Source organism: Alkalibacter mobilis (assembly GCF_015594845.1).
GTDB classification, from domain to species: Bacteria; Bacillota; Clostridia; order Eubacteriales; family Alkalibacteraceae; genus Alkalibacter; species Alkalibacter mobilis.
The window spans coordinates 69229-94909 of record NZ_JADNRK010000006.1; the positions used below are offsets into that span (position 1 = coordinate 69229).

Genomic DNA, 25681 nt, shown 5'->3' on the forward strand with positions numbered 1-25681 from the left:
CCATTACATTTTATGGAGGGAAACTATGAACGTTCAAGAAGAAGCAAAAAAATTATTTGACAATGCTGACCTGATTCCAAGAGAATCTATTTCTTTGAACATCGAAGTCAGAAAAATGTGCGAAAGAAATCAATGTGGCCAATATAACAAAAACTGGGCTTGTCCCCCGGCATTGGCACCCCTTGATGAAATAAAAAAGACATTTGACAGATTCGATAATTTTATTATGTTGTCCAACGTTTATCAATTGGAGGACAGTATGGATTTTGAAGGAATGATAGAGGGGATCGAAGACTTTCAAGAAAGATTGGTAAAGTTGAACAAGATCCTTAAAGGGAAAACCGAATATTTGATATTAGGAGCAGGAGGATGCAGCCTTTGCAGAAAATGTACTTATCCGGATGAACCTTGCAGAAGACCTGAAGACATGATCATATCACTTGAAGCATACGGAATAGAAGTAGTCAAGCTGATGAAGGACAACGGACTTAAATACAATAACGGCCCCAATACCATGACTTATATGGGTGGCGTGCTGTTTTAAAATCTTGATTAAAAAATTATAGGCCCTTGTCTGTTTAAAATGCGGACAAGGGCCTGTTTGAATTTCAGCTTTCCATAAGATATTTTTTGTTGATATCAAGAACCTTTTTCATGGCGTCGGGAGAAGGTCCGCCCAACACCTTTCTGTTGTTAACGCATGCTTCTATGGTTATATCATCGTATATGGATTCGTCAAATACAGATGAAATTTCATTGAATTCGGCCAGTGTCAAGTCCTCAATGTTTTTGTTTTTTTCGATACAGGTCAAGACCAACTTTCCTATCACTCCATGAGCTTCTCTAAAGGGCATGCCTTTCTTAACCAGCCAATCCGCAGCATCAGTAGCATTTGTAAAAGCTTTTTTTGCTCCAAGGTACATGGATTTCTTGTTGATTTTCATGGTTTTGACCATGTCTGTAAAAATAGGAAGGCACATGGATAGGGTTTTGACTCCATCAAAAACAGCTTCCTTGTCTTCCTGCATATCTTTGTTATATGCCAGGGGAATGCCTTTCATGGTGGTCAATAGTCCAATCAAATCTCCAAAAACTCTACCAGTTTTGCCCCTTACCAATTCTGCAATGTCAGGGTTTTTCTTTTGAGGCATTATGCTGCTTCCAGTACTGAATTCGTCATCCAGTTTGATAAAATCAAACTCATCGGAACACCATAATATAATTTCTTCGCTGAATCTGCTGAGATGCATAATTATCATGGATAAAGCGCTTAAAAATTCGATGGCATAATCTCTATCACTGACACCGTCCATGCTGTTAAGTGTTATACTGTCAAAATTCAGCAAATCTGCGACCATTTCTCTATCCAAGTCATAGGTAGTACTTGCCAATGCACTGGAACCAAGAGGCATGACATTTGTTCTTTTATAGCAGTCTTGCAGTCTTAGCCTGTCACGCTTGAACATCTCGAAATATGCTGTAAGATGATGAGCCAGTGTTACTGGCTGTGCCTTCTGAAGATGAGTATAACCAGGCATGATAGTATCGATGTGTTCCATTGCCATTTCGTACAAAACCTGTTGCAGGTTCTTCAGCATTTTATCAATGGATTGTATTTGATCTTTGACGTACATCTTCATGTCAAGAGCTACTTGATCATTTCTGCTTCGTCCTGTATGAAGCTTCTTTCCAACCTCTCCAATTTTGTCGATAAGAAGTTTTTCAATATTCATGTGGATATCTTCGGCAGAAACATCAAATTCTACTTGGCCTTCTTCGATATCTGATAAAATTTCTTTAAGTCCTGAAACGATGACACGACTCTCAGCTTCGGAAATGATGTTTTGTTTTCCGAGCATTTGGGCATGTGCTATACTGCCTTTTATATCGTAAGGATACAATATGTGATCAAAGTGTATGGACGAATTGAAATCATCTGTCAGCGGGTTAGTTTCTTTTGTGAATCTTCCACCCCAAAGCTTCATTCTTTCACATCCTCATATGCCATGTTGTTTTTTTCTTTCATCAATGCTCTTACTTTCAGTGGAAGGCCAAATAGTTTTATAAAGCCTTCAGCATCTTTATGGTTGTATAATTCACCCGTATCAAAACTGGAAATTTCTTCATTGTAAAGAGAAAAAGGAGATTCTATACCTGCAAGAACGATATTTCCCTTGTAAAGCTTAAAACGTACAGATCCGGTAATAACCTTCTGAGTTTCATTTACAAAAGCGCTCAGTGCTTCTCTCAAAGGCGTAAACCACTGTCCGTTGTATACCATCTCTGAAAATTTGGTTGCTACGATCTGCTTGAAGGAATAAGTTTCCTTATCCAGACACAAGTGTTCAAGTTCTTGGTGCGCTTTATAAAGTATTGTGCCGCCGGGAGTTTCATATATTCCACGGGATTTCATTCCGACCACACGGTTTTCAATTAGATCGATCACTCCTATGCCGTGTTTTCCTCCCAATGAATTCAGAGTTCTCAATATCGAAGTTCCGTCCATTTTCATTCCATTTATCGAAATTGGAGTTCCTTCCTCAAACTCTATACTCACGTATTCGCTTTCGTCTGGCGCATCTTCGATGGTATTGCACATTTGCAGGATTTTTTTCTGGTTTGGCTCTATTGCCGGGTTTTCAAGTTCAAGACCTTCATGACTCAAATGCCAAAGATTTTTGTCTCTGCTGTAGCTTGTGTCTTTGTTCATGTTAAGTTTGATGTCGTGCATTATGCAATACTGGATCGCATCTTCACGAGACTTGATATCCCAAATTCTCCATGGGGCGATAATTTTCAAATGAGGAGCCAGGGCAGTTATTGTAAGCTCGAATCTAACTTGGTCGTTGCCCTTTCCGGTAGCTCCGTGACAGATGGCTTCAGCATCTTCTTTCAGGGCGTAATGAACTAATCTTTCAGCTATGAGTGGTCTTGCTATGGCAGTACCCAGAAGATATTTGTTTTCGTATACTGCTCCCGCCTTCAAGGTTGGGATCACATAATCATTGACAAAAATATCGGTCACATCGTCTATGTATAATTTGCTGGCGCCGGACATAAGTGCTCTTTCTTCCAACCCATCGATTTCTTGACCTTGTCCCACATCGATGCATACGGCGATAACTTCATAATCGTAATTTTCCTTTAACCAGGGTATGATAGTGGTAGTATCGAGACCACCGGAATATGCTAAAATAACTTTCTTTTTCATTGTAATTTATTACCTCCATGATTTTCAATTTTCAATAAGCATAATTATACAACATAAATGCATAATATGCAATAATATTTAAAAAATACTTGATATAACAGTTAAGTATATGTATAATTATGTGACATAAAGAATGTGGTAGCTCTTTGAGAAATTAAAGACCACCAAGGGTCCTTTTCCCTGGAAGTCTTATTACATTATATAGGAATTGCGAATAATTATATAGTATTATTGAATACTTAATTAAGAAAAGAGGTATAAAAATGATTAGAGCAAGTGTTGTAGGTGCATCAGGATATGTAGGGCAGGAATTGATAAGGCTTTTGATTGCACATCCTGAAGTTGAAATAGTCCATGTCACTTCCACAAGCAAGGTTGGGGAGCAGTTTGACGACATGTATGGCAATTATAGAGATATATTTGTAAAACCCTTTGTCGAACAAGATCTGGAAAAGATTGCGGAAGATTCTGATGTAATATTTTTAGCACTGCCACACGGAGTGGCTTCCCATCTTGTTACTGAAGAATTGATAAAAAAAGTCAAGGTAATAGACATGGGAGCAGATTACAGGCTGGGCGATGTGGAGGAGTATGAAAACTGGTACAAAACTCGTCATGAGAGTCCCCAACTGATTAAAAAGAGCATTTATGGTTTATGTGAAATCAAAAAAAGCAGGATCAAGGAATATGATCTTATAGCAAATCCTGGATGTTACACTACCTGTAGCATATTGACTTTGGCACCTGTCATGGGGAATGAAGCTTTCGACAGCGATTCCATAGTGATCGACGCCAAGTCTGGGGTTTCTGGAGCAGGCAGGGGACTTAATTTGGGAACCCATTACACGGAATGCAATGAATCGATCAAGGCATACAGCGTGGCGGCACACAGGCATACTCCGGAAATCGAGGAACAGCTAAGTCAAATCGGTGGCAAGGGTATAAGGCTTCTATTTACACCGCATTTGGCACCTATGAACAGAGGAATCCTGGCAACTTGTTATATAAGATTAAATGAGGATATGGAGGAAAATGAAATTCGCGAATTATATAATAATTACTATAGAGAAAGTGGTTTTGTAAGAATTTTGAAAGAAGGAATCCTTCCTGAAACTAAATGGGTCAAGGGATCCAACTATTGTGACATAGGATTGAAATTGGACAAAAGAACGAATACTCTTGTTGCAATAGGCGCTATCGACAATCTTGTTAAAGGAGCGGCGGGTCAGGGCATACAGAATATGAACATTATTTTCGGACTGGACGAAGGAACGGGACTGATCCATGTTCCCATTTTTCCGGCTTGATAAAATTTTAAAGGAGGTACATGAAATGCATATAGTTGAAGGAGCAATAAATAAACCTGCAGGATTTAAAGCTGCAGGGAAACATATAGGTGTGAAAAAGAAGAGAAAAGATCTGGCTATAGTTTTCAGTGAAAAGCCAGCTGTCTTTGCGGCCATGTTTACTACAAATAAGGTGAAGGCAGCTCCGGTATTGTGGAATATGAAGATTTACGATAGTGAAAAACCAATTAAAGCCATCGTCGTTAACAGCGGAAATGCCAACGCTTGCACAGGGGTGAGGGGCAGTGAAGATACTGAGAAAATGGCATCAGCTACAGCAAAAGCGCTAGAGTGCCAGCCTGAAGAGGTGTTTGTAGCCTCTACCGGAGTTATCGGAGTTCCTTTGCCCATTGAGCTTATAACTGAAGGAATAAGTGTTCTTGCCAAGGAAGTAAGTGATGAAATGACATCGGGTTTGAATGCATCGGAAGCCATAATGACAACAGATACGACGATGAAAGTGATCACCGTTGAAACAGAGATCGGGGGCAAGGTAGTAACGATCTCCGGAATGGCCAAAGGATCTGGAATGATACATCCCAATATGGCCACCATGTTATCCTTTATAACTACGGATGTGGACATAAGCCAGGATCTATTGAGAAAAGCTCTCAAGGAGATAGGAAAAGATACTTACAATATGATTTCAGTGGATGGAGATACCAGTACGAATGACATGGTTATGGTCATGGCAAACGGAATGGCACAAAATCCGGCTATTACTGATGAAAACAATGATTTTCATAAATTTTACAAAGCGCTATATCATGTCAATGAACATTTGGCCAAAGAAATCGTGAAAGATGGCGAAGGAGCGAGCAAATTTTTGGAAGTAACACTGGAAGGTGCAAAAACGGAAGATGATGCCAGAATGCTTGTGAAAAGTGTCTTGACGTCAAATCTCGTAAAAACAGCCATGTTCGGAGAGGACGCTAACTGGGGAAGAATCCTTTGTGCAATGGGTTATTCCGAAGCAGATTTTGATCCGGAGGGAACCAGCCTGGAATTCGAAGGTGGTGGTCAAAAGATAATCCTTATGAAAGAGGGCTTGCCCATTGCTTTTGACGAGGATTTCGCATATGGGATACTTCAAAATAGAGACATTAAAATAAATATATCCCTGGAAGACGGCCAGGCTTCAGCTACCGGTTGGGGTTGCGATCTAAGCTATGAATACGTAAAAATCAATGGAGAGTATAGATCATAGGAGGAAAAATGGACAAATATATAAATCAGGCGAAAACATTGATGGAAGCTCTGCCTTACATCAAAAAATTCAATAATAAAATAATCGTCATAAAATACGGCGGAAGTGCCATGATAGACGAACAGCTAAAAATGTCCGTAATCAAGGATATAACCCTGATGAAGCTGGTAGGCATCAAGCCGGTTGTAGTGCACGGTGGAGGAAAGAAAATAAACGAGATGCTTTCCAAAATAGGAAAGGAAAGTGTTTTCATCGATGGATTGAGGGTTACAGATGACGATACAATGGAAATTGCTGAAATGGTATTGAGCGGAAATATCAATAAGAGCATAGTTCAAATGTTTCAACAACAGGGAATCAAGGCAGTAGGTATAAGTGGTAAAGACGGGATGACTATTCAAGCTGAAAAAAACATGCCTGGAGGTAAAGACATAGGATGGGTGGGAGAAATCAAACAGGTAAATCCCGAACTGATAATCAGTTTGATCGAAGATGACTTCGTGCCCGTTGTTGCACCGATTGCAACTGATAAAAATAATCACACCTACAACATAAACGCCGATTACGTGGCCAGTGCCGTTGCTTCATCGCTAAAAGCAGAGAAACTCATTTATTTGACTGATGTAGAGGGCGTGCTGAGAGACATCAATGATTTGGACACTCTTATATCAAGAATAAATGTGAACGATATTGAATCCATGAAAGAGGAAAAAACTATCACAGGCGGGATGATACCGAAATTGGACAATTGCAGAAAAAGCATAGAGGACGGGGTAAACAGCGTACATATCCTTGACGGCAGACAGGATCACTGTCTGCTCTTGGAACTTTTTACAAATTCAGGAATAGGAACTATGATTTATAAAACGGAGGATCAAGATGGAAAATAAAACTATAGAAAAAGCAAAAAAACACGTTATGAGCACATACGGTTCATACCCAATAGTTTTCGATCATGGAAAAGGATGCTATTTGTACGATGATGCAGGTAAAAAGTACCTTGATTTTGTCGCAGGAATCGCAGTAAACGCTCTTGGTTACGGTCATGAGAAATTGGTCGAGAAAATCTCGGAACAGGCAAAAAAGCTTACGCATGTATCAAATCTCTATTATAATGAACCAGCTGTAGAACTTGCTGAAAAATTTACCGACTACGCAGAAATGGACAAAGTGTTTTTCTGCAATAGTGGTGCTGAAGCAGTTGAAGCAGCTTTGAAATTAAGCAGGGTCTATTGCAAAAAAAACAAATCTGAAAAAGCTCACAAGATAATATCGATGAAGAACTCCTTCCACGGAAGAACTTTCGGAGCTATTTCGGCTACAGGTCAGACCAAATATCAAAAGGATCTCAATCCCTTGATGCCAACGGTGGAATTTGCCGAATTCAATAATTTGGACGATGTAAAGTCAAAGATCAATGAAGACACAGCAGCCATTATAGTTGAGCCTATCCAGGGGGAAGGTGGCATAAATCCTGCGGATCTTGAGTTTTTGAAAGGTTTAAGAAGCGTTTGTGACGATGAAAATATCGTACTGATATTTGATGAGGTGCAAAGCGGCATAGGTCGTACAGGCAAGTTGTTTGCCTATCAAAAGTTCGGTGTATACCCTGACATAGTTGCATGTGCCAAAGGATTGGGAGGGGGAGTTCCAATGGGAGCAATCTTGGCAAAAAAAGAATTTGCAGATGCATTTGTTCCAGGCAGTCACGCATCCACATTCGGTGGGAATGCATTGTCTGCATCAGCTGCTTTGGTAGTTTTGGATGAACTGATGGAAAATGGTTTGATGGAAAATGTTTCGACCCAAGGAGAACATCTAAAAGAAGTCCTGTATGAATTGAAAGAAAAATCAAAATTTATCACAAATGTAAAAGGTGAGGGATTGATGCTGGGCATTTCGGTAGATGGAATCGAAACTTCAAAAATTGTCGGCAAGGCTATGGAAAAGGGTCTTCTGTTGGTTGGAGCAGGAAGTAACGTAATCAGATTTGTTCCGCCTTTGATCGTAACTGAAAAAGAAATCGATGAATTCAAATCGATCATGGAGTCTGTACTGGAGGAACTTGAATGAAAGCTTTTCTCTACCTGGAAGACGGTTCTGTCATGGAGGGGAAATCCTTTGGGGCAGTCAAAGAAACAGTATCGGAAATTGTTTTCAACACGGGGATGACCGGATATCAGGAAATTCTGACAGATCCCTCATATAAAGGACAATCTGTCGTCATGACATACCCGATTATTGGCAATTATGGGATCAATAAATTCGATGATGAATCAAGTAAAGTTCAAGTGGAATCACTGATCGTTAGAGAATTTTGTGATTATCCCAGTCATTTCAAATCTTGTATGGGAATCAACGACTACTTGGTCGAGAACGATGTTCCAGGAATCTGTGGACTGGATACCAGAATGTTGACGAAAAAAATTCGTCAGAATGGAGTAATGAGATGCCTTCTTGCATATGAAGAAGGCATTGATCATATATCCAAGATCAGAAATTATAAATTTCCCACTGACGCTGCAAAATCTGCTGGTGTAAAAAGAAAGTTGGTCGTCAGCTCAGGCGAAGTCAATATTGGAATTGTGGATCTCGGATGCAAAAATGGCATAGTTCGACAATTGGTTCAGAATGACTGCAGAGTAACCATGCTCCCTGCAGATGTTTCAGCGGACGAGATAATTTGCGAAAAATTTGACGGGTTGGTAGTTTCAAACGGACCCGGAGATCCCAAAGACAACATGGAAACAGTAGAAGTGTTGAAAAAAGTTCTGGGCAGGTTGCCGATTAGGGGTATATGCCTGGGGAATCAGTTGCTTGCACTGGCATTGGGAGCCGATACCTATAAAATGAAATTTGGACATCGAGGCGGCAATCACCCGGTAGTAAACTTGAAGACTGGAAAAGTGATTATTTCATCTCAGAATCATGGATATGCCGTAAATGAAAAGACCCTGCCGCCAGGTGTGGTGAAAACATATGAAAATATCAATGACAATACTTTTGAGGGTTTTGAGTATACAAAATACAATATCAAAGCTGTACAGTTTCATCCAGAAGAAGGTCCCGGACCAGTGGACGGACATGAAATAATAAGGGAATGGATAAATGAAATAAAGGAAGATGAAAATTATGCCCAAAAATAAAGACATTAAAAAAGTTATGGTAATTGGCTCTGGGCCAATAATAATAGGTCAAGCGGCAGAATTCGACTATGCCGGGACCCAAGCTTGCAAAGCCCTCAAAGAAGAGGGGATAAGCGTGGTTTTGGTAAACAGTAATCCTGCAACCATCATGACAGATGAAAATATGGCCGACAGGGTTTACATAGAACCTCTCACCGTAGAGGCATTGGAAAGTATTATAGATTCTGAGAGACCCGATGGCATATTGCCCACTTTGGGAGGACAGACCGGGCTGAATTTGGCAATGGAGCTCGACGAGGCTGGTGTATTGAAACGTTTTGGAGTCAAACTACTGGGGACTTCTCTGGAAGCTATAAAAAAAGCGGAAGACAGGGAAAGCTTCAGAGATTTAATGAATGAGATCAATGAACCCATTCCAAGAAGTGAAATAGTATCCACGGTTGAAGATGGTGTTGCTTTTGCAAATGAAGCCGGATATCCAGTTATTGTAAGACCTGCGTATACTTTGGGAGGAACCGGTGGCGGGATTGCAAGGAATGAAGAAGAGCTGAGAAACGTAATCCACACTGGTATAATGTTCTCTAGAATAGGACAAGTCCTTGTTGAACAGAGCGTGGCAGGATGGAAAGAAATCGAATACGAAGTAATGAGGGATGCCAACGACACCTGCATAATTATTTGTAATATGGAGAATATTGATCCGGTAGGGATCCATACGGGTGACAGCATAGTGGTGGCACCATCTCAAACCTTGACAGACAACGAATACCATATGTTGAGAAAATCGGCATTAAAGATCATCAAATCTCTTAAAATCGAAGGCGGTTGCAACGTTCAATATGCTTTAAATCCTGAGAGTGAAGAGTATATAGTAATAGAAGTAAATCCCAGAGTCAGCAGATCCTCTGCTTTGGCATCAAAGGCGGCAGGCTACCCAATAGCGAAAATCGCCGCAAAGATCGCCATAGGATTGCACCTTCACGAAATAGAAAATAGCGTGACCAAAAGCACCAAGGCAGCCTTTGAACCTGTCTTGGACTATGTGGTGGTAAAGATTCCCAAATGGCCTTTTGATAAATTCGATTACGCAGATAGAAAGCTTGGTACGCAGATGAAAGCAACCGGAGAGGTAATGGCCATAGACAGAAGCTTTGAAAGTGCTCTTCTCAAAGCGGTTATTTCTCTTGAGGGAAATGTTGTCTCCATGAGAAAAGAGTATCTTCAAAGAATGAGCGATGATCAGTTGATTTCGTTCTTGGATAATGTTGATGACGAAAGGATATTTGTTATTTTTGAAGCGCTAAGAAGAAATATTTCCATCGAAGAAATACAGCGTAAGACAAAAATCGACAAGTGGTTTCTCAAGAAGTTTGAGAACATCACGGCAACTGAGAAGGAGCTCATGGAGAACCCCCTTGACAGGGAATTGTTGACAAAGGCGGAGAGATTCGGATTTAGCGACAGGGAAATCGAGCTTCTCACTGGTGAAAGCCACGCAGTCATAGATGCCATACGGAGAGCACATAGGATTTATCCTGTGTACAAGATGGTAGATACATGTGCAGGGGAGTTTGAATCGTACACCCCCTACTATTATTCGACATATGAAACCGAAGATGAGAACCAGATAAGCAAAAGAGAAAAAATTATCGTAGTGGGTTCCGGACCTATAAGGATAGGGCAGGGGATAGAGTTTGACTATTGTTCAGTCCACGCAGTTTGGGCAATCCAGAAACTTGGTTATGAGAGTATAATAATAAACAATAATCCTGAAACCGTGAGTACAGATTTTGATACGGCGGACAAGCTTTATTTTGAACCGCTTTTCATCGAAGATGTTTACAATGTGGTGCGAAAAGAAACTCCTAAAGGTGTAATTGTACAATTCGGCGGTCAGACTTCCATAAATCTTGCATCAAAACTTATGGAAAGAGGAGTGCAAATTTTGGGAACCAGTGTTAATTCCATAGATGCTGCCGAAGATCGAAAAAGATTCGACAGACTGCTGGAAGAGTTGGAAATTTGCAGGCCGAAAGGATTTGGCATTGTATCCATCCAGGAAGCAGTGGATGCTGCAAATGTCATAGGATATCCTGTACTTGTAAGACCGTCATATGTAATAGGCGGAAGAGCCATGCAGGTTGTCTATGAAGAAGAGGAATTATTGAAGTACTTGAACGAAGCTGCGGCTATTTCTCTGGAGCATCCAATATTGATTGACGAGTACATAGAAGGTATTGAAGTTGAAGTAGATGCTATTAGCGACGGCAAAAATGTTTTAATACCAGGTGTAATGGAGCATATTGAAAGAACCGGTGTTCATTCGGGTGACAGCATCAGCGTTTATCCTCCGCAAAACATTTCGGATCCCGAAAAAGAAATGATCCTTAGTTACACAGAAAAAATTTCTCGAGCGTTGAATGTTAAGGGGATACTGAACATTCAGTTTGTGTTGAAGAATGGTATTCCTTACGTCATTGAGGTAAACCCGCGAGCTTCCAGAACTGTACCGATCATAAGCAAGGTTACCGGGATTCCGATGATCGATATGGCTGTAAGGGTCATCCTTGGGGAAAACTTGTCTGACTTGGGCTGGGGAATCGGAATTTACCAGGAAATTGATTTTGTAGCTGTAAAAGCACCAGTGTTTTCTTTTCAAAAGTTGTTGAATGTGGACAGTGCTTTAACACCTGAAATGAAGTCGACCGGAGAAGTTTTAGGGGTCGATCGAAGTTATGGACATGCTTTGGCCAAAGCTTTTATAGCTTCAGGCAATAAATTTGAAAAACCTGGAAAAGTGCTGTTTTCACTAAATGATCGGGACAAGGAGGAAGGTTGCCGGGTAGCGGAAGGATTCATTTCTGCCGGTTGCACTGTTTTGGGAACGTCTAAAACGGCGGAATTCCTAAAAGAGAAAGGTTTGAAGGTGGAAAGTGTGGAGGGTAAAAACTTGGATGAAATTAAAGCCATGCTCAAATCTAAGGAAATTTCAGTAATTGTCAATACACCGACCATTGGAAAAGATCCCCTCCGACAAGGTTTTCAAATCAGAAGCTACTGCCAGAGTCTCGGTACGCCTTGTTTTACTTCTTTGGATACGGCTACTGCATATCTTGAGGCTTGGAAAGAAGTAAACAAGGTACAAAAATTGGAATACAAGACTATTTCAGATTACAGATCGATTTAAAAAAATCAGAAACTTTTTACAATCTGATTATTTTATGTGAAAAGTGTGTTATAATGATTTTCGTTATACTTGAAAAAAGGTGGAAATTCAATGGATATTGTTCTGATTTTGATCTCATATTTTATTGGAAATATTTCTTTTGCTTATATTCTTACAAAGTTGAAGCTGAAAGAGGATATAAGAAATTTCGGAAGTGGAAATGCTGGGACAACAAACGTTTTGAGAGTTTTGGGCAAAAAATATGCAGCGATGGTCTTGATTGGAGATGTATTGAAGGGGTCGTCGGCAGTTTTACTGGGCCAATTATTTGCTCAAAGTGAAATAACCATCGTTTTATGCGGCTTGGCAGTGATAGCAGGACATAACTGGCCTATGCTGATGGGATTCAGGGGCGGCAAGGGGATTGCCACATCCATCGGTGTATTTTTGCTATATGATCCCATGGTGGCTTCCATATGCATTTTATTGGGGATACTTATTATTGCTGCTACAAAGTATGTTTCATTGGGATCAATTTCAGGAATGGCTATTTTTCCTGTTATGACATTTTTCATCAGAGGAATCGGGTTAAGCCTGGGCTTCGCCGTGATTGTGTCTTTATTCTCAATATACAGGCACAGGAGCAATATTAAGAGACTACTTTCGGGGAATGAAAATAAATTGGGTCAAAAAAAATAATAAGTCAAAAAAACATATAAGTTCAAAGTATTGCAGTTAAAGGATAATGCGATTTTGCGGCATGTTAGTGCCGCAAAATTTATTTTTTTGTGTATTGTTTTTTACTTTTGTGTAGTATACTATATGTATTGCAAGTATGACTTATATATACCATATAAGGTATGAATATACATTTAGGAGGTTTTGGAATTGTCTCATTTAAAAGGGTCTTTGAAAAGGGTTTTTACACAAAAACTGGAGGAGGACAAGTCATTAAGCGTTTATGATCTGTTCAACTGGAAAACGGTGGACGTTTTCATGAAAAACTGGAAAACCGGTAAAGTGATTGCAGATATGCCTGAGCTGGAGTTTCCGGAAAATTATAGCCAAAACGCATGCAACATAATCGCTACGAAGTATTTTAGAAAAGCCGGAGTCAATAACGCTCTTGGTTACGAAAGAAGCATGAAGGAAGTAGCGCACAGACTTGTAAAATTTTGGTCAGACTCTTTAAAAGATGAGGGAATCATCAAAACAAGCTCTGACTATCAAATAGTTTACGACGAGTTGGTCTTTGGACTTCTAGCTCAGATGTGGGCGCCAAATTCACCACAGTGGTTTAATACAGGAATGTTCAACAGTTATGGCATCAAAGGAGAAAAGGACAATCTGTTTTACTATGATCAAGAGAAAAAAGAAGTGGTCGAAAGTCCTGATAGGTACACCAGAACTCAAGCATCGGCTTGCTTTATACTTTCAATAGAAGACAAGTTGATGGGTGACCATTCCATTACTGAACAATACGTCAGTGAAACAAAATTGTTTAAGGGCGGTTCCGGAGTAGGAACAAATTTTTCAAATATACGTGGATTGGATGAAAGACTTTCAAGTGGAGGACACTCGTCTGGAATGATGAGTTTTCTCCAAGGGCTTGATAAAAACGCAGGGGCAATAAAATCTGGAGGTACAACAAGGCGGGCCGCAAAAATGGTCATTGCAGATATCGATCATCCAGAAATAGAGACTTTCATCACTTGGAAGGCAAGAGAGGAAAAAAAGGTTCGAGATCTGGGTAAGATGGGATACGACACCTCAATGGATGGTGAAGCATATTCTACCGTCGGTGGGCAAAATAGCAATAATTCCGTCAGACTGAACAAATCCTTCATGGAGAGCGTATTTGACCTGGACAAGGATCCTGATGCTGAAATCACTCTAAAAGGCAGAGTAGATCAGAGCATAAATAAAAATGCCAAGGTATCCACATTGTGGAATCTGATAAACAAATCATCATGGGAATGTGCAGATCCCGGCTTGCAATTTGACGATATATTCAATGCTTGGCACACTTGTCCCGGTGGTGAAGATGGAGATGTAAATGCGAAGTACAACAGGATCAATGCAACCAATCCATGCAGCGAATACGCATTTTTAGATGACACGGCGTGTAACCTGGCATCCATAAATGTTTATAAATTTTACAATGAAGAAAACAATGAGTTTAAAATAGACGAATATGTCCACTTGATCGAAATGATCCAACTGGTTTTGGAATCATCGATCCACTGGGGGCAGTTCCCTACAAAAGACATAGCAAGAAAAAGTCATTTGTTCAGAACCACCGGTTTGGGACTTGCAAATACGTCATCTCTTCTTTTGGCACTGGGACTGCCTTACGATTCGGATGAAAGTAGAAATCTGGTAGCGGCCTTGTCGGGGATCATGACAGGGGCATCCTATAGAATGTCCTCATTTATGGCTGAAACTGTAGGACCTTTCGAAAAATTTGACATCAACAAGGATCATATGTTGAGAGTTATCAGAAATCACAGCAGGGTTGCAGGTGCGATGGATGATGAACTTGAAGAGATCCATTATGACGTACAAAAGATTGACCACGATGTCTTAAAGGCTGCAGGTCTTGGAAAATTGGGAGAAGAATTAAAGAAGGTATGGAAAGATGCCTATGCATTTGGTGAAAAATTTGGCTATAGAAATGCCCAAGTTTCGGTAATAGCGCCTACAGGAACAATTTCACTGGCAATGGACTGCGGAGCAACTTCAATTGAGCCATTCTACAGCCACATCGTCTTCAAACAACTGGTAGGCGGCGGAAATATGGAAATGGTCAATCCCATATTGGAGATTGCACTAAAAAACCTAGAGTACAATGAAAATGCCATAGAAGAAATAATTGCATACATAATTGAAAAAGACGAAGACGGAAAAGTTCTGCACGGCGGAGTGATTGGGGCACCGCATTTAAAGGAAGAACATTATCCCATCTTTGATACGGCAAATACAATATCCCCCGAGGGTCATGTTATGATGGTTTCCGCTATAACTCCACTGATAAGCGGTTCAGTTTCAAAGACGGTAAATCTGCCCAACAATGCGACTGTCGAAGATATAAACAAGATACACAAACTTGCTTGGAAAACCGGTACAAAAGCAATAGCTCTTTACAGGGACGGTTGCAAAGCAAGTCAACCATTGACATCCGGGGTATCCGAGGACAAGGAAAGAAAATTGCAAGATTACTCTTATTCAGAGCTTCTGGATTATGCAAAAAATTGTGTTAAACATGTACCAAATAGAAAGCGACCGGGTGGGATGAGAACCAGCAGGACACATTCCGCAAAAATTGGAGATATTGAATTATACATTACCATAGGGTTTTATGAAGACGGAAATCTTGCAGAGGTGTTTGTGTCTACTGATAAGGAAGGTACAGTGGTGAAAGGACTGCTGGCATCCTTGTCGAAGGCATTGTCAAACATGCTTCAATATAACATCCCGCCTAAAGAAATTTCCAGATTGTTGAGAGGTCAACAGTTTGAACCAGCGGGATTCGTAGCAAGGCATCCATATATTAAATATGCTTCTTCGATTTCTGATCTGGTAAGCAAGATAATCGACATTGAGATGGGTGATTTCAGCAGGTGCCAGGTTAAACCTGAAAACTTCACACCTATGAGCAAGGCGTCGATACATGTCGTTGGAAAACCAGCAACAGGTACTGATGTTAAGGAAGTTGAAGCGGAAGGTGAAAGAATCTACGGAGAGACGTGTTCTCATTGCGGAAGCACTAGAATGATGAAAAACGGAACCTGTAAAGTTTGTCTGGATTGTGGAAGCACAACCGGCTGCAGTTGATCGGATAATTAATTGGAAGGGGGGACTGTTTGAACGCAGTTCCCCTGTTTTATTTAAAAATAAAAAAACCTTTAATCCGTTGAACCATTGAACGTATTAATATAGAATATAATTGCGGCATAAAAATAAAATGGATGGCAAGGTGAAACTTTGGAAGAGAACAATTTAAATAGAATCGAACTTGATGGTAAACAGATCATACTTGTGGGTACGGCACATGTCTCGAAAAATAGTGCCGAAGAGGTGAAAAAGATCATCGATCAGGAAAAACCCGACTCAGTATGCATCGAGTTAGATGAACAACGGTACAAATCAATAAAAGATAAAGACAAATGGAGAAATACGGATATCGTAAAAATAATCAAAGACAAGAAAGCCGGTTTTATGCTCACTAACATTATTTTATCCAACTACCAGCGAAAGATAGCAGAGCAATTCAATATAAACCCCGGCCAAGAGATGATACAGGGTATAACTTCAGCCGCTGATACCGGAGCGGTTACTGTAATGGCTGATAGAGATATCCAGACCACATTTACGAGACTTTGGAGAAAAGTTTCTTTTTGGGGGAAAATCAAATTGATTGCAAGCATCATGTATTCGTTGATTGACGATGAAGATATAACAGAGGAAGATCTTGAAAGAATGAAAACCGAAGATATGCTTTCATCGGCATTATCCGAGATGTCAAAAGCTTTTCCAACTTTAAAAAAGTATCTGGTGGATGAAAGGGATCAATATCTGGCTTATAAAATAAAAAACGCGCCGGGAGAAAAGATCGTGGCAGTGCTTGGAGCAGCGCATACTCCGGGTGTAAGAAAAGAGTTGTTCAAGGATCAGGATATAAAGGAGCTTGAAAGTATCCCTGAAAAAAGTGCATTCTCCAAAATTGGTGGCTGGATAATACCTGGTTTGATAATTCTGATGATTTTATTTACTTTTACAGTTGACACGTCAATGGCATTTAATCAAGTAATAAACTTTGTGTTATGGGTCGGCAGTTTGGCTGCAGTAGGAACCATTGTTGCAGGAGGACACATCTTGTCCGCAGTAACTTCTTTTTTAATGGCACCCTTGAGTGCCATACATCCACTGCTTGCCACTGGTTGGTTTGCCGGGATTACGGAGGCACATATCAGAAAACCCAAGGTAGAGGATTTTGAAGATCTGTCGAAGGATCTTTATTCACTAAAGGGATTTTGGAAGAATAAAGTGACAAGGACCTTGATGGTAGTTGCATTTTCGAACCTTGGATGTACGATTGGAATCTGGATCAGTGGTGCTAATATAGTGAATACTTTTTTAAATACGCTTTTTAAATAACCGGACTTAAAGTCCGGTTATTCATTTTCATCAACGTCCACCAACAAAAACCTTTTTTTAAAGGACCCCCTGGCTTCTCGTTTTTTTAGTCTTAAATAATCTATGTGCATGGGTTCATAATCTTTCAGTTCGACCAGACAATCCAGTGCTTCGTATATGTCAGCCAGCTCCTCTTCGTTGTCAGTAGCTCTAAACTCGTTTATCTCTTCTATGATTTTGTCGATCAAGGCATCATGGTATTCCTTTTCATCCAAAACCTTGACGGTATGTTTTCGTCCGCTTTTTTCAATCAGTTCCGGGACTTTGTCTCTTATCAGCTTGTCATACTTGATTTTCATGAAATCACCTTCCAAAGATAATATTTAGTTTATTTATATCCAATAAATGTGTTGTTAAAACCATGCGTTGCAGGGTGCCATGTGATAATATTGAAGTATAATAGAATTTGGAGATGATTTCATGATATATACAGAAGGTAGATATATAAATATTAATGGAGCATTAAAAGAAATACACAAGCATATAAACGATCATAAGCCCAGCAGCGTTTATGAAGTTATCAGAACAATAGACAAAAAACCTCTATTCCTCAGTGAACATCTTGACAGGTTTTATACTTCGTTGGATCATGCGGGCTATAAAAACGTGCCGGATCGGAAAAAGTTGGAAGCCGACATTAATGAACTGATCAAAAAAAATGATTTGGAGGGAGTTAATGTCAGGGTTGTGTATACAGCAGACAACAATAAGTACGATTTGGTCATGTACCTGATAAAAACCAGAATACCTCAAAAATCTGAAGTGGAAAAAGGTGTAAAGACCAGGACTTACCATGCTGAAAGAAAGGATCCAAACATCAAAACGGCAGCTCAGTCGTTCAAAGATTTATTGAACAAAAAAGATTTTCAAGGTATCCATGAACTGCTGCTTGTGGACAGGAACGGGTATGTTACTGAGGGTAGCAAATCCAACGTTTTTTTTATTAAAGATGGAAAAGTGATGACGCCACCCTTAAAAGATGTTCTTCCCGGTATTACACGGAAGAAAGTAATTGAGATCTGTGAAGAAAATAAAATAGATGTTGAAGATCGATTGATACATATCAACGAGTTGGTAGGATTGACAGGATTATTCATAACGGGTACTTCAATAGGTGTTCTTAAGGTTAGGTCCGTTGATGATTTTAAATTTGATGTAAAAGATCCTGTTATAGAAATTTTAGCAAATGGATATGAAAAAAAAGTAAAAGAAGATATCATGAGTTATGAGGCTTTAAAATGATAATTGCAATAGTTTCAGAACAAATATCGTCAACCGCCAGAAGTATTCTAAAAAGCTATGCGGATAAACTCATAGATGTTTATTCCGATTGCAGGTTGTACGATGCCGTTTCTTCCCATCCGGACATGCAACTATGCCCGATAAATGAAAAATGTGTGGTGGTGGATCCGGAAATTTCAAAGATTACAATCAAGGAACTTGGAGATGCAGGGGTGAATATAATCAGGGGTGGATCAACGCTGGAAAGTAAGTATCCCTGGGATATTCCGTATAATGCGGGTATATGTGGCAGGTACTACTTTCACAATGTCAAATACACAGATTCTAAACTAAAAAACATCTTGGATGAAGCCGGACAGATTACTGTAGATGTGCCGCAAGGATATTCAAAGTGTTCGCTTGTACCTCTGGGAGAAGAGGGTATCATCACTTCTGACGTACCGATCTTTAAAAAAGCCTTGGAATATGGAATGAAAAGCATGCTGGTAAACCCCAGGGAAGTCTTTCTGAAAGGAATGAACCATGGATTGATCGGCGGTGCAACCGGTGTTTTGCAGTCGAAAAAAATTGTCTTTTTTAATGGAGATCCCATGCATCACTCCCAAGGAAATGAAATGATCGAATTCATAACCGATTGCGGGTACGATCATGTGTCCTTGAACAATGGATGTTTAAATGACATCGGAAGCATATTTTTTCTGGAATTGTAAGTGGATCTGCAATAAATGTTTTGTTGAAATTACCTGTGGTATATTATATACAACGGAGGTGGATTACATGAATACGGCTGCATTTTTTGACGTTGACGGAACATTGTACAGAGATTCTTTGATGGTTGAACATTTTAAAAAGTTGATAAAGTACGAAGTCCTGGATCCAGCTATCTGGCACGGAGATGCGAAAAGAAAATTTGAAAATTGGGTTAAAAGACATGGCGACTATGAAGATTACCTATTGGAGATAGCTGATATTTATATTAAAAACATGAAAGGCCTTGACTGTGACTATATAAATTTCATAACTGATCAAGTAGTCAAGCTTAAGGGCGAAAGAGTGTACAGATACACCAGAGACCGTATCAGATGGCATCAAAAAGAGAACCACATGGTTGTTTTTATTTCAGGAAGTCCAAGTTATCTTGTAGAAAAAATGGCTCAAAAATATGATGTCAAATTCTTCGTTGGTACAAGATATCTTGTAGATGAAAACAATAACTTTACCGGCGAAATAATACCCATGTGGGATTCGGAGAGCAAGAATGTCTTTATTAAAAAATTTATAGCAGAGCACGATATCGACCTTGATAAAAGCTACTCCTACGGAGATACTACAGGAGATTTCGACATGCTTAAAATAGTCGGGAATCCCATACTGATCAATCCCATCAAAAAGCTTGTGGAAATGTTTCAGGATGATGAAAGCCTCAAGTCCAAAGCGAGTATAATTGTAGAGAGAAAAGACGTAATTTATAAAATACCGGCAGATGTTGAGATATTGTGAAAAATCATTGACAGTGTATGTCATGTTAAATATAATATTCTAAAGACTGTGAAGAGGACAAGCTGCGATTATCCGGTTTTCAGAGAGAAGATGCGAAGCTGGAAGCATCTTTAAATCAGGGATTGCATGCACCACCTTGGAGTTGCGGGCTGAAAAAAGTATGCCTTGCCGGTATTGCCGTTATTAAAATGAGAGGATTTCAGTCAATTAGGGTGGAACCGCGTGAATTCACGTCCCTTGCATAAGCAGGGGATTTTTTTATTTTATTTAGGAGGGATCAAAGTGATTAAAATCAAATTAAAGGACGGAACAATAAAAGAATTTGAAAATAAAGTGTCAGCTTATGAAATAGCTCAAGATATAAGTGAAGGCTTGGGTAGAATGGCTTGTGCAGCTGAACTCAATGGAGAGATAGTTGACTTGAGAAAGGTTGTTGAGGCTGACAGCAATCTGAACATATTGACTTTTGACAGTGAAGGTGGAAAACATGCATACTGGCATACTTCAACACATATAATGGCCCAGGCTGTAAAAAGGCTCTTTCCAGAGGCGAAACTGGCCATAGGACCAGCTATTGAAAACGGGTTTTACTACGATTTTGACTTGGATAGAACTCTTGTGCCTGAGGATTTGGAAAAGATCGAGTCTGAAATGAAGAAAATCATAAAAGAAAAACTTTCGGTGACAAGAGAAGAGTTGCCAAGAGATGAAGCCATGTCAAAAATGGAGGAACTCGGAGAAGATTACAAAGTGGAACTTATAAGAGACTTGCCGGAAGATGCGGTGATCAGTTTTTACAGCCAAGGAGAATTTACTGATTTGTGTGCAGGTCCTCATCTTATGAACACCGGATCGGTCAAGTCCTTTAAACTTCTAAGCATAGCGGGGGCATATTGGAGAGGCAATGAAAACAACAAGATGCTCCAAAGGATCTATGGTATAGCTTTTCCGAAGAAATCAATGCTTGATGAATATCTTGACAGGTTGGAAGAAGCAAAAAGAAGAGATCATAGAAAACTGGGAAAGGAACTCGATCTTTTTTCAATACAGGAAGAAGGACCCGGATTTCCGTTTTTCCATCCCAAAGGCATGATTTTAAGAAATATACTTGAAAATTTTTGGAGAGAAGAACATATAAAGAGTAATTATGAGGAAATCAAGACTCCAATAATACTTGATGTTGAACTATGGAAGAGATCGGGACACTGGGATAATTACAGGGAAAATATGTATTTTACCCAGATAGACGATAGAGAATTTGCAGTAAAACCCATGAATTGTCCTGGGGGAATGCTTATGTACAAAAGAAAAATGCATTCATACAGAGATTTGCCCATAAGAATGGCGGAACTGGGCCTTGTACACAGACACGAACTTTCAGGGGCGCTACACGGACTTATGAGGGTCAGAAATTTCACACAGGATGATGCGCACCTGTACATGACCAGGGAACAGGTAAAAGATCAAATTATCGAAATTATAGATCTCACTGACAAAATCTACAAGGTCTTTGGATTTTCATATAAGGTGGAATTGTCCACCAAACCTGAAAATGCAATAGGCGATGACAAGGATTGGGAAGTTGCCACCGAAGCCTTGAGAGATACCCTGGAGGAAAAGGGGATTGCCTACCGTGTAAATGAAGGGGATGGCGCCTTCTATGGCCCTAAGATAGATTTTCATTTGGAAGACTGCATCGGAAGGACTTGGCAGTGTGGAACCATACAATTGGACTTTCAGATGCCGGAGAGATTTGATCTTACATATGTGGGAGCTGATGGTGAAAAGCACAGGCCTGTGATGGTTCACAGAACGGTACTTGGCAGCATAGAGCGTTTCATTGGGATACTGATAGAGCACTACGCTGGTGCATTTCCGCTTTGGTTGTCACCAGAGCAGGTAAGGATCCTGCCGATAGCTCCTGCACATCACGAATACGCTTACGAATTGGAGAAGTTGCTTAAGGAAAATAATATTCGTGTGGAAGTAGATGCCAGGGATGAAAAAATCGGTTATAGAATTAGAGAAGCTCAACTACAAAAGACTCCATACATGCTTGTAGTCGGACAGAAGGAAGCCGAGTCAGGGACTGTGTCATTGAGATCGAGAAAAGAGGCAGATCTTGGAACGGTAAGCAAAGAAGAGTTCTTAGATATGATTTTGATGGAAATCAAAGAAAAAAGAAATTAACCTTGACGACATAGTCGACATATGATATCATGACTTAGTAACAAAGTAGAAGGTCCACTTCTCACCTTGGAGTTTTTAAAGTCCGGGTTAATAGGTCAATGGATAATTTTTGGCAGGTGGATAATTCTACCTGCCATTTTATATTATGGCAAGATAAGTGATTGAGTCGAAGGCGACTCAAAATTATTACGGAGGTGTATACTTATCAGTAAAGAATTCCAAATCAATGAACAAATCAGAGATAGAGAGATCAGAGTGATTGGCGATGACGGTGAGCAGTTGGGCATAATGTCATCAAGAGATGCGCAGAAATTAGCTGATGAAAAAGAAATGGATCTAGTGAAAATTTCTCCAAACGCCAAGCCACCGGTCTGCAGAATCATGGATTACGGAAAATTCAAATACGAGCAAAGCAGAAAAGAGAAAGAAGCAAAAAAGAAGCAAAAGGTAATTAATGTCAAGGAAATCAGAATGTCTGCCGCAGTGCAGGATCACGACTTGAACGTTAAAGCCAAGAATTGCATCAAATTTTTGGAGAACGGAGACAGAGTAAAAGCTTCTGTTCGATTTAGAGGTAGAGAAATGGCTTATACCGATTCAGGTAAAGACTTATTGCTTAAGTTCGCAGAAATTGTTTCAGAAGTGGGTAAAATTGAAAAGGCTCCAAAACTTGAAGGTAGAAGTATGGTAATGTACCTTATGCCTAAGAAGGAAAGCTAAAATTCAAACCCAGTTTGATTATAGATAGCATAACTTACATGTACAGGAGGGAGGAACTGAAATGCCTAAAATGAAATCCCATAGAGGAGCAGCAAAGAGATTTAAAGTAACTAAATCTGGTAAGGTTAAAAGAGCAAAGGCTTTTAAAAGTCATATCTTAACCAAGAAATCTCAAAAAAGAAAGAGAAACCTTAGAAAAATCGGTTATCTTGAAGGCGCTGACGCCGCAAACATGAAAAAAGTATTACCATATCAATAATTGAAATCAGATAGGAGGTTAAAACATGGCTAGAGTAAAAAAAGCTATTAACGCGAAGAAAAAACATAAAAAAATTATGAAACTAGCTAAAGGTTACTACGGTTCAAAAAGCAAGCAGTTCAGACCTGCCAATGAAGCCGTAATGAGAGCCCTTAGATCAGCATATTCAGGTAGAAAGCAAAAGAAGAGAGACTACAGAAAGCTTTGGATCGCAAGAATCAACGCTGCTGCAAGAATGAACAACATGAGCTACAGCAGATTGATGCATGGTCTTAAATTGGCGGATGTTCAGATAGACAGAAAGATATTGGCAGAATTAGCTGTATCTGACATGGCCGCATTTACACAACTTGTAGATGTTGCAAAGGCGAAGTTAAATTAATAATTCAAGTGCCTGATTGAAATTCAATACGGGCACTTCGAATTTTTATGAATTTTCTCTTGACGAGATACTGTTTTATATGTTATTCTAATTCTTGTATTCACGGTGAGCCGAAGTGGTGGAATTGGCAGACGCGCTGGACTCAAAATCCAGTGAGGTAACACTCGTGCGGGTTCGACTCCCGCCTTCGGCACCATTTTAAAAGTAAATAATCCACACAAATCAAATCGAAATTTATTTCGATTTTTTTTTATGTCTGGACTGCTTTTGTTTCTTGTTTGTCATTTAGGATATAAGTTAAATATTAGATATATTGAGGGAACTTTTTTTGAACATGCTCGTCTAAATCAATGAGGGGGTAAAGTGATGGACATTTATGAGAAAGAGCTTTTGGCAGACTTTCAAAAGGGAAAAAGGGATGCATTTGAGATTGTAATGGATAGATACGGAAAAAAAGTGTACAACATTATCGCAAGAATGATTTCAGATAAAGAAGAAGCAAAAGATCTGACACAGGAAACATTTATAAAAGTTTACAAAAACATGAAAAATTTCAAAGGTGAGAGTGAGCTGTACACATGGCTTTATAGAATTGCAGTAAACTGCGCTCGAGACTATTGGAGAAGGAAAGTGGAAAACTATCCTATTTCCATCCTGGAAAATAAAATATCCAGTGAGGATTCTACTGAAAAAACTGTGATCAAAGATGAAAATCTCAAAAATATTTTGGCGGAAATAGATGAACTGGATCTTGAATACAGGGAAGTTGTTATTTTAAGAGACGTACTGGGGTATGCCTATAGCGAGATAGCCGCCATTTTAAGCTTGCCGGTGGGAACCGTAAAAAGCAGAATCAGCAGGGGACGCAGCAAACTCAGATCCCGCATTGATTTTAAAGATTGAAAGGAGGAAAGGCAATGGATCATGACAAATATATCGATTATATAAACAGATTTGTCGATGATGACTTGAGTGTCGAGGAAACCATTGAATTACAATCTCACCTGGAAACCTGTAAAGAGTGCAGCCGGTATTTTGAAGATGTCAAGGAATTCAAAAACAGGTTGTCCTCAGTAGAGGAATACGATATGGATTTTGATTTGAAAAAGGGAGTCATGAAAGAAATCGACAAAGGAAGGATGAAGAAAGTGAACTACAGGAAGTATTTCCCCATAGCAGCCGGTCTGATACTGGTGTTGTTTTTAATCACTCCATTTTTGAAAACATTTTTATTTGGATCCATGGCAAACCAGGATTCCGCTGAAAACGGTGGAGAACCTGCATATGACTACGATTATGATTACGGAGATGATGGAAAGGATTCCGATAGTGGCGGAGAGGAGTCAAGGGATGATTCCGGGATTACTCTCGATATGGCCGAGTCATTTGATGTATCAAAAATTATTTACACCGGTTCCATGAATTTGTACACTGAAGAATATCAGGATACGATGGAAAAAATCGAAGTTTATATAAAGAGTATTGGAGGATTTATCCAAGAATCCAGTTCGAATTATTATGATAGCTCTGATGGGGAGATTACTAAATCCGGATACGTTCTGTTAAGGGTCAAGTCAGTGGATTTCGAAGCGGCAATGGATACAATTGAGAGTTACGGGGAAGCACAAAATTCAAACATCAGAACCACCAATATAACCCGGCAATATCAGGATATAAAAGGTGAATTGGACAGTTATTTGATTCAACAGGAAAGATTACTCGAATATTTGGAAAAAGCTGAAAAAATCGAGGATATGCTGGCCATTGAAGATCAATTGTCGAGAGTAAGAAATGAGATCAACTACAGAACTACCATGATCAATAATTGGGATACTCAAATAGCATACTCCACTATTCAGGTAAACGTATACGAAAAAGAAGTCCCGACTACAAAAGTAAAATCACCATTTGAAAACTTTGGTTTCAGGATCAAGGAAGCTTTTGTTCAGTCCATCAACTCCCTGTTGATATTTACATCAAATTTGTTGGTAGTACTAACTTCACTGTTGCCCTACATTCTTCTAATTGGAATCCTCGGTCTAATCGGGTTGCTGATTTTCAAGAATAGACACAAGAAATAAGCAAAATTTCAGAAACTTTTGAAAGAAATCTCCGA

General features: G+C 39.6%; 22 protein-coding genes, 1 tRNA gene and 1 other annotated feature. Of the genes, 20 read left to right on the forward strand and 3 right to left on the reverse strand.

Features of this window, described 5'->3' with window-relative positions; genetic code table 11:
- Window positions 1-25: 25 nt before the first annotated feature.
- Window positions 26-544 (forward strand): DUF2284 domain-containing protein, encoded by a 519-nt coding sequence (locus IWB18_RS05105; RefSeq protein ID WP_195682536.1) that lies wholly within the window; start codon window positions 26-28, stop codon window positions 542-544.
- A 64-nt stretch (window positions 545-608) separates the two neighbouring features.
- Here the strand turns inward: IWB18_RS05105 and argH are convergent, their stop codons facing one another.
- Together argH and IWB18_RS05115 are read right to left on the reverse strand one after the other, a co-directional pair.
- Window positions 609-1985, reverse strand: a complete 1377-nt coding sequence (gene argH / locus IWB18_RS05110; protein ID WP_195682537.1) for an argininosuccinate lyase — start codon at window positions 1983-1985, stop codon at window positions 609-611.
- On the reverse strand, window positions 1982-3217 hold the full coding sequence (locus tag IWB18_RS05115; protein WP_408626596.1) for an argininosuccinate synthase: 1236 nt from the start codon (window positions 3215-3217) through the stop codon (window positions 1982-1984). The genes argH and IWB18_RS05115 overlap by 4 nt, the downstream gene beginning before the upstream one ends.
- A 257-nt stretch (window positions 3218-3474) precedes the next feature.
- Here IWB18_RS05115 and argC point away from each other — a divergent pair, with 257 nt between their 5' ends.
- From argC to IWB18_RS05160, 9 genes are all read left to right on the forward strand, one after another.
- Window positions 3475-4518, forward strand: a complete 1044-nt coding sequence (gene argC / locus IWB18_RS05120) for an N-acetyl-gamma-glutamyl-phosphate reductase (RefSeq protein WP_195682539.1) — start codon at window positions 3475-3477, stop codon at window positions 4516-4518.
- 25 nt (window positions 4519-4543) lie between these two features.
- Entirely contained in the window at window positions 4544-5764 is a 1221-nt protein-coding gene (gene argJ, locus IWB18_RS05125; protein ID WP_195682540.1) for a bifunctional glutamate N-acetyltransferase/amino-acid acetyltransferase ArgJ, read from the forward strand.
- An 8-nt stretch (window positions 5765-5772) separates the two neighbouring features.
- Window positions 5773-6654, forward strand: coding sequence for an acetylglutamate kinase (gene argB / locus IWB18_RS05130; protein ID WP_195682541.1), 882 nt, complete (start codon window positions 5773-5775; stop codon window positions 6652-6654).
- Window positions 6644-7837, forward strand: a complete 1194-nt coding sequence (locus IWB18_RS05135; protein ID WP_195682542.1) for an aspartate aminotransferase family protein — start codon at window positions 6644-6646, stop codon at window positions 7835-7837. The genes argB and IWB18_RS05135 overlap by 11 nt, the downstream gene beginning before the upstream one ends.
- The gene (locus IWB18_RS05140) at window positions 7834-8910 is read left to right on the forward strand and encodes a carbamoyl phosphate synthase small subunit (protein WP_195682543.1); all 1077 of its coding nucleotides are present in this window, start codon (window positions 7834-7836) and stop codon (window positions 8908-8910) included. The genes IWB18_RS05135 and IWB18_RS05140 overlap by 4 nt, the downstream gene beginning before the upstream one ends.
- The gene (carB, locus tag IWB18_RS05145) at window positions 8897-12097 is read left to right on the forward strand and encodes a carbamoyl-phosphate synthase large subunit (RefSeq protein WP_195682544.1); all 3201 of its coding nucleotides are present in this window, start codon (window positions 8897-8899) and stop codon (window positions 12095-12097) included. Before IWB18_RS05140 ends, carB begins: the two co-directional genes overlap by 14 nt.
- A 90-nt stretch (window positions 12098-12187) precedes the next feature.
- Window positions 12188-12775 (forward strand): glycerol-3-phosphate 1-O-acyltransferase PlsY, encoded by a 588-nt coding sequence (gene plsY, locus IWB18_RS05150; protein ID WP_195682545.1) that lies wholly within the window; start codon window positions 12188-12190, stop codon window positions 12773-12775.
- Between the two features lie 189 nt (window positions 12776-12964).
- Window positions 12965-15910 (forward strand): vitamin B12-dependent ribonucleotide reductase, encoded by a 2946-nt coding sequence (locus IWB18_RS05155; RefSeq protein ID WP_195682546.1) that lies wholly within the window; start codon window positions 12965-12967, stop codon window positions 15908-15910.
- Between the two features lie 150 nt (window positions 15911-16060).
- Complete coding sequence (locus IWB18_RS05160) at window positions 16061-17233, forward strand: TraB/GumN family protein (RefSeq protein ID WP_195682547.1); 1173 nt, start codon at window positions 16061-16063, stop codon at window positions 17231-17233.
- Between the two features lie 17 nt (window positions 17234-17250).
- Here the strand turns inward: IWB18_RS05160 and IWB18_RS05165 are convergent, their stop codons facing one another.
- Window positions 17251-17571, reverse strand: a complete 321-nt coding sequence (locus IWB18_RS05165) for a nucleoside triphosphate pyrophosphohydrolase (RefSeq protein ID WP_195682548.1) — start codon at window positions 17569-17571, stop codon at window positions 17251-17253.
- Window positions 17572-17692: 121 nt separating this feature from the next.
- Between IWB18_RS05165 and IWB18_RS05170 the strand changes: the two genes are divergently transcribed.
- From IWB18_RS05170 to IWB18_RS05215, 10 genes are all read left to right on the forward strand, one after another.
- Window positions 17693-18514 carry an aminotransferase class IV gene (locus tag IWB18_RS05170; protein WP_195682549.1) on the forward strand — a complete coding sequence of 274 codons (822 nt, stop codon included), beginning with the start codon at window positions 17693-17695 and terminating at the stop codon, window positions 18512-18514.
- Complete coding sequence (locus IWB18_RS05175) at window positions 18511-19224, forward strand: DUF6873 family GME fold protein (RefSeq protein WP_195682550.1); 714 nt, start codon at window positions 18511-18513, stop codon at window positions 19222-19224. The genes IWB18_RS05170 and IWB18_RS05175 overlap by 4 nt, the downstream gene beginning before the upstream one ends.
- A 67-nt stretch (window positions 19225-19291) precedes the next feature.
- Entirely contained in the window at window positions 19292-20014 is a 723-nt protein-coding gene (locus tag IWB18_RS05180; RefSeq protein WP_195682551.1) for an HAD family hydrolase, read from the forward strand.
- A gap of 39 nt (window positions 20015-20053) precedes the next feature.
- Window positions 20054-20255: a binding site (T-box leader), on the forward strand.
- A 41-nt stretch (window positions 20256-20296) separates the two neighbouring features.
- Window positions 20297-22204 (forward strand): threonine--tRNA ligase, encoded by a 1908-nt coding sequence (gene thrS, locus IWB18_RS05185; RefSeq protein WP_195682552.1) that lies wholly within the window; start codon window positions 20297-20299, stop codon window positions 22202-22204.
- A 198-nt stretch (window positions 22205-22402) separates the two neighbouring features.
- Complete coding sequence (infC, locus tag IWB18_RS05190) at window positions 22403-22924, forward strand: translation initiation factor IF-3 (protein WP_195682593.1); 522 nt, start codon at window positions 22403-22405, stop codon at window positions 22922-22924.
- A 61-nt stretch (window positions 22925-22985) separates the two neighbouring features.
- The gene (gene rpmI, locus IWB18_RS05195) at window positions 22986-23183 is read left to right on the forward strand and encodes a 50S ribosomal protein L35 (protein WP_195682553.1); all 198 of its coding nucleotides are present in this window, start codon (window positions 22986-22988) and stop codon (window positions 23181-23183) included.
- Window positions 23184-23208: 25 nt separating this feature from the next.
- Window positions 23209-23565, forward strand: a complete 357-nt coding sequence (gene rplT, locus IWB18_RS05200) for a 50S ribosomal protein L20 (protein ID WP_195682554.1) — start codon at window positions 23209-23211, stop codon at window positions 23563-23565.
- 109 nt (window positions 23566-23674) lie between these two features.
- Window positions 23675-23761: transfer RNA gene (locus IWB18_RS05205), tRNA-Leu, on the forward strand.
- Window positions 23762-23931: 170 nt separating this feature from the next.
- Window positions 23932-24468: an RNA polymerase sigma factor gene (locus IWB18_RS05210; RefSeq protein WP_195682555.1), complete on the forward strand. Its 537-nt coding sequence runs from the start codon at window positions 23932-23934 to the stop codon at window positions 24466-24468.
- A gap of 14 nt (window positions 24469-24482) precedes the next feature.
- Window positions 24483-25646 (forward strand): DUF4349 domain-containing protein, encoded by a 1164-nt coding sequence (locus tag IWB18_RS05215; RefSeq protein ID WP_195682556.1) that lies wholly within the window; start codon window positions 24483-24485, stop codon window positions 25644-25646.
- The last annotated feature ends 35 nt before the right edge of the window (window positions 25647-25681 follow it).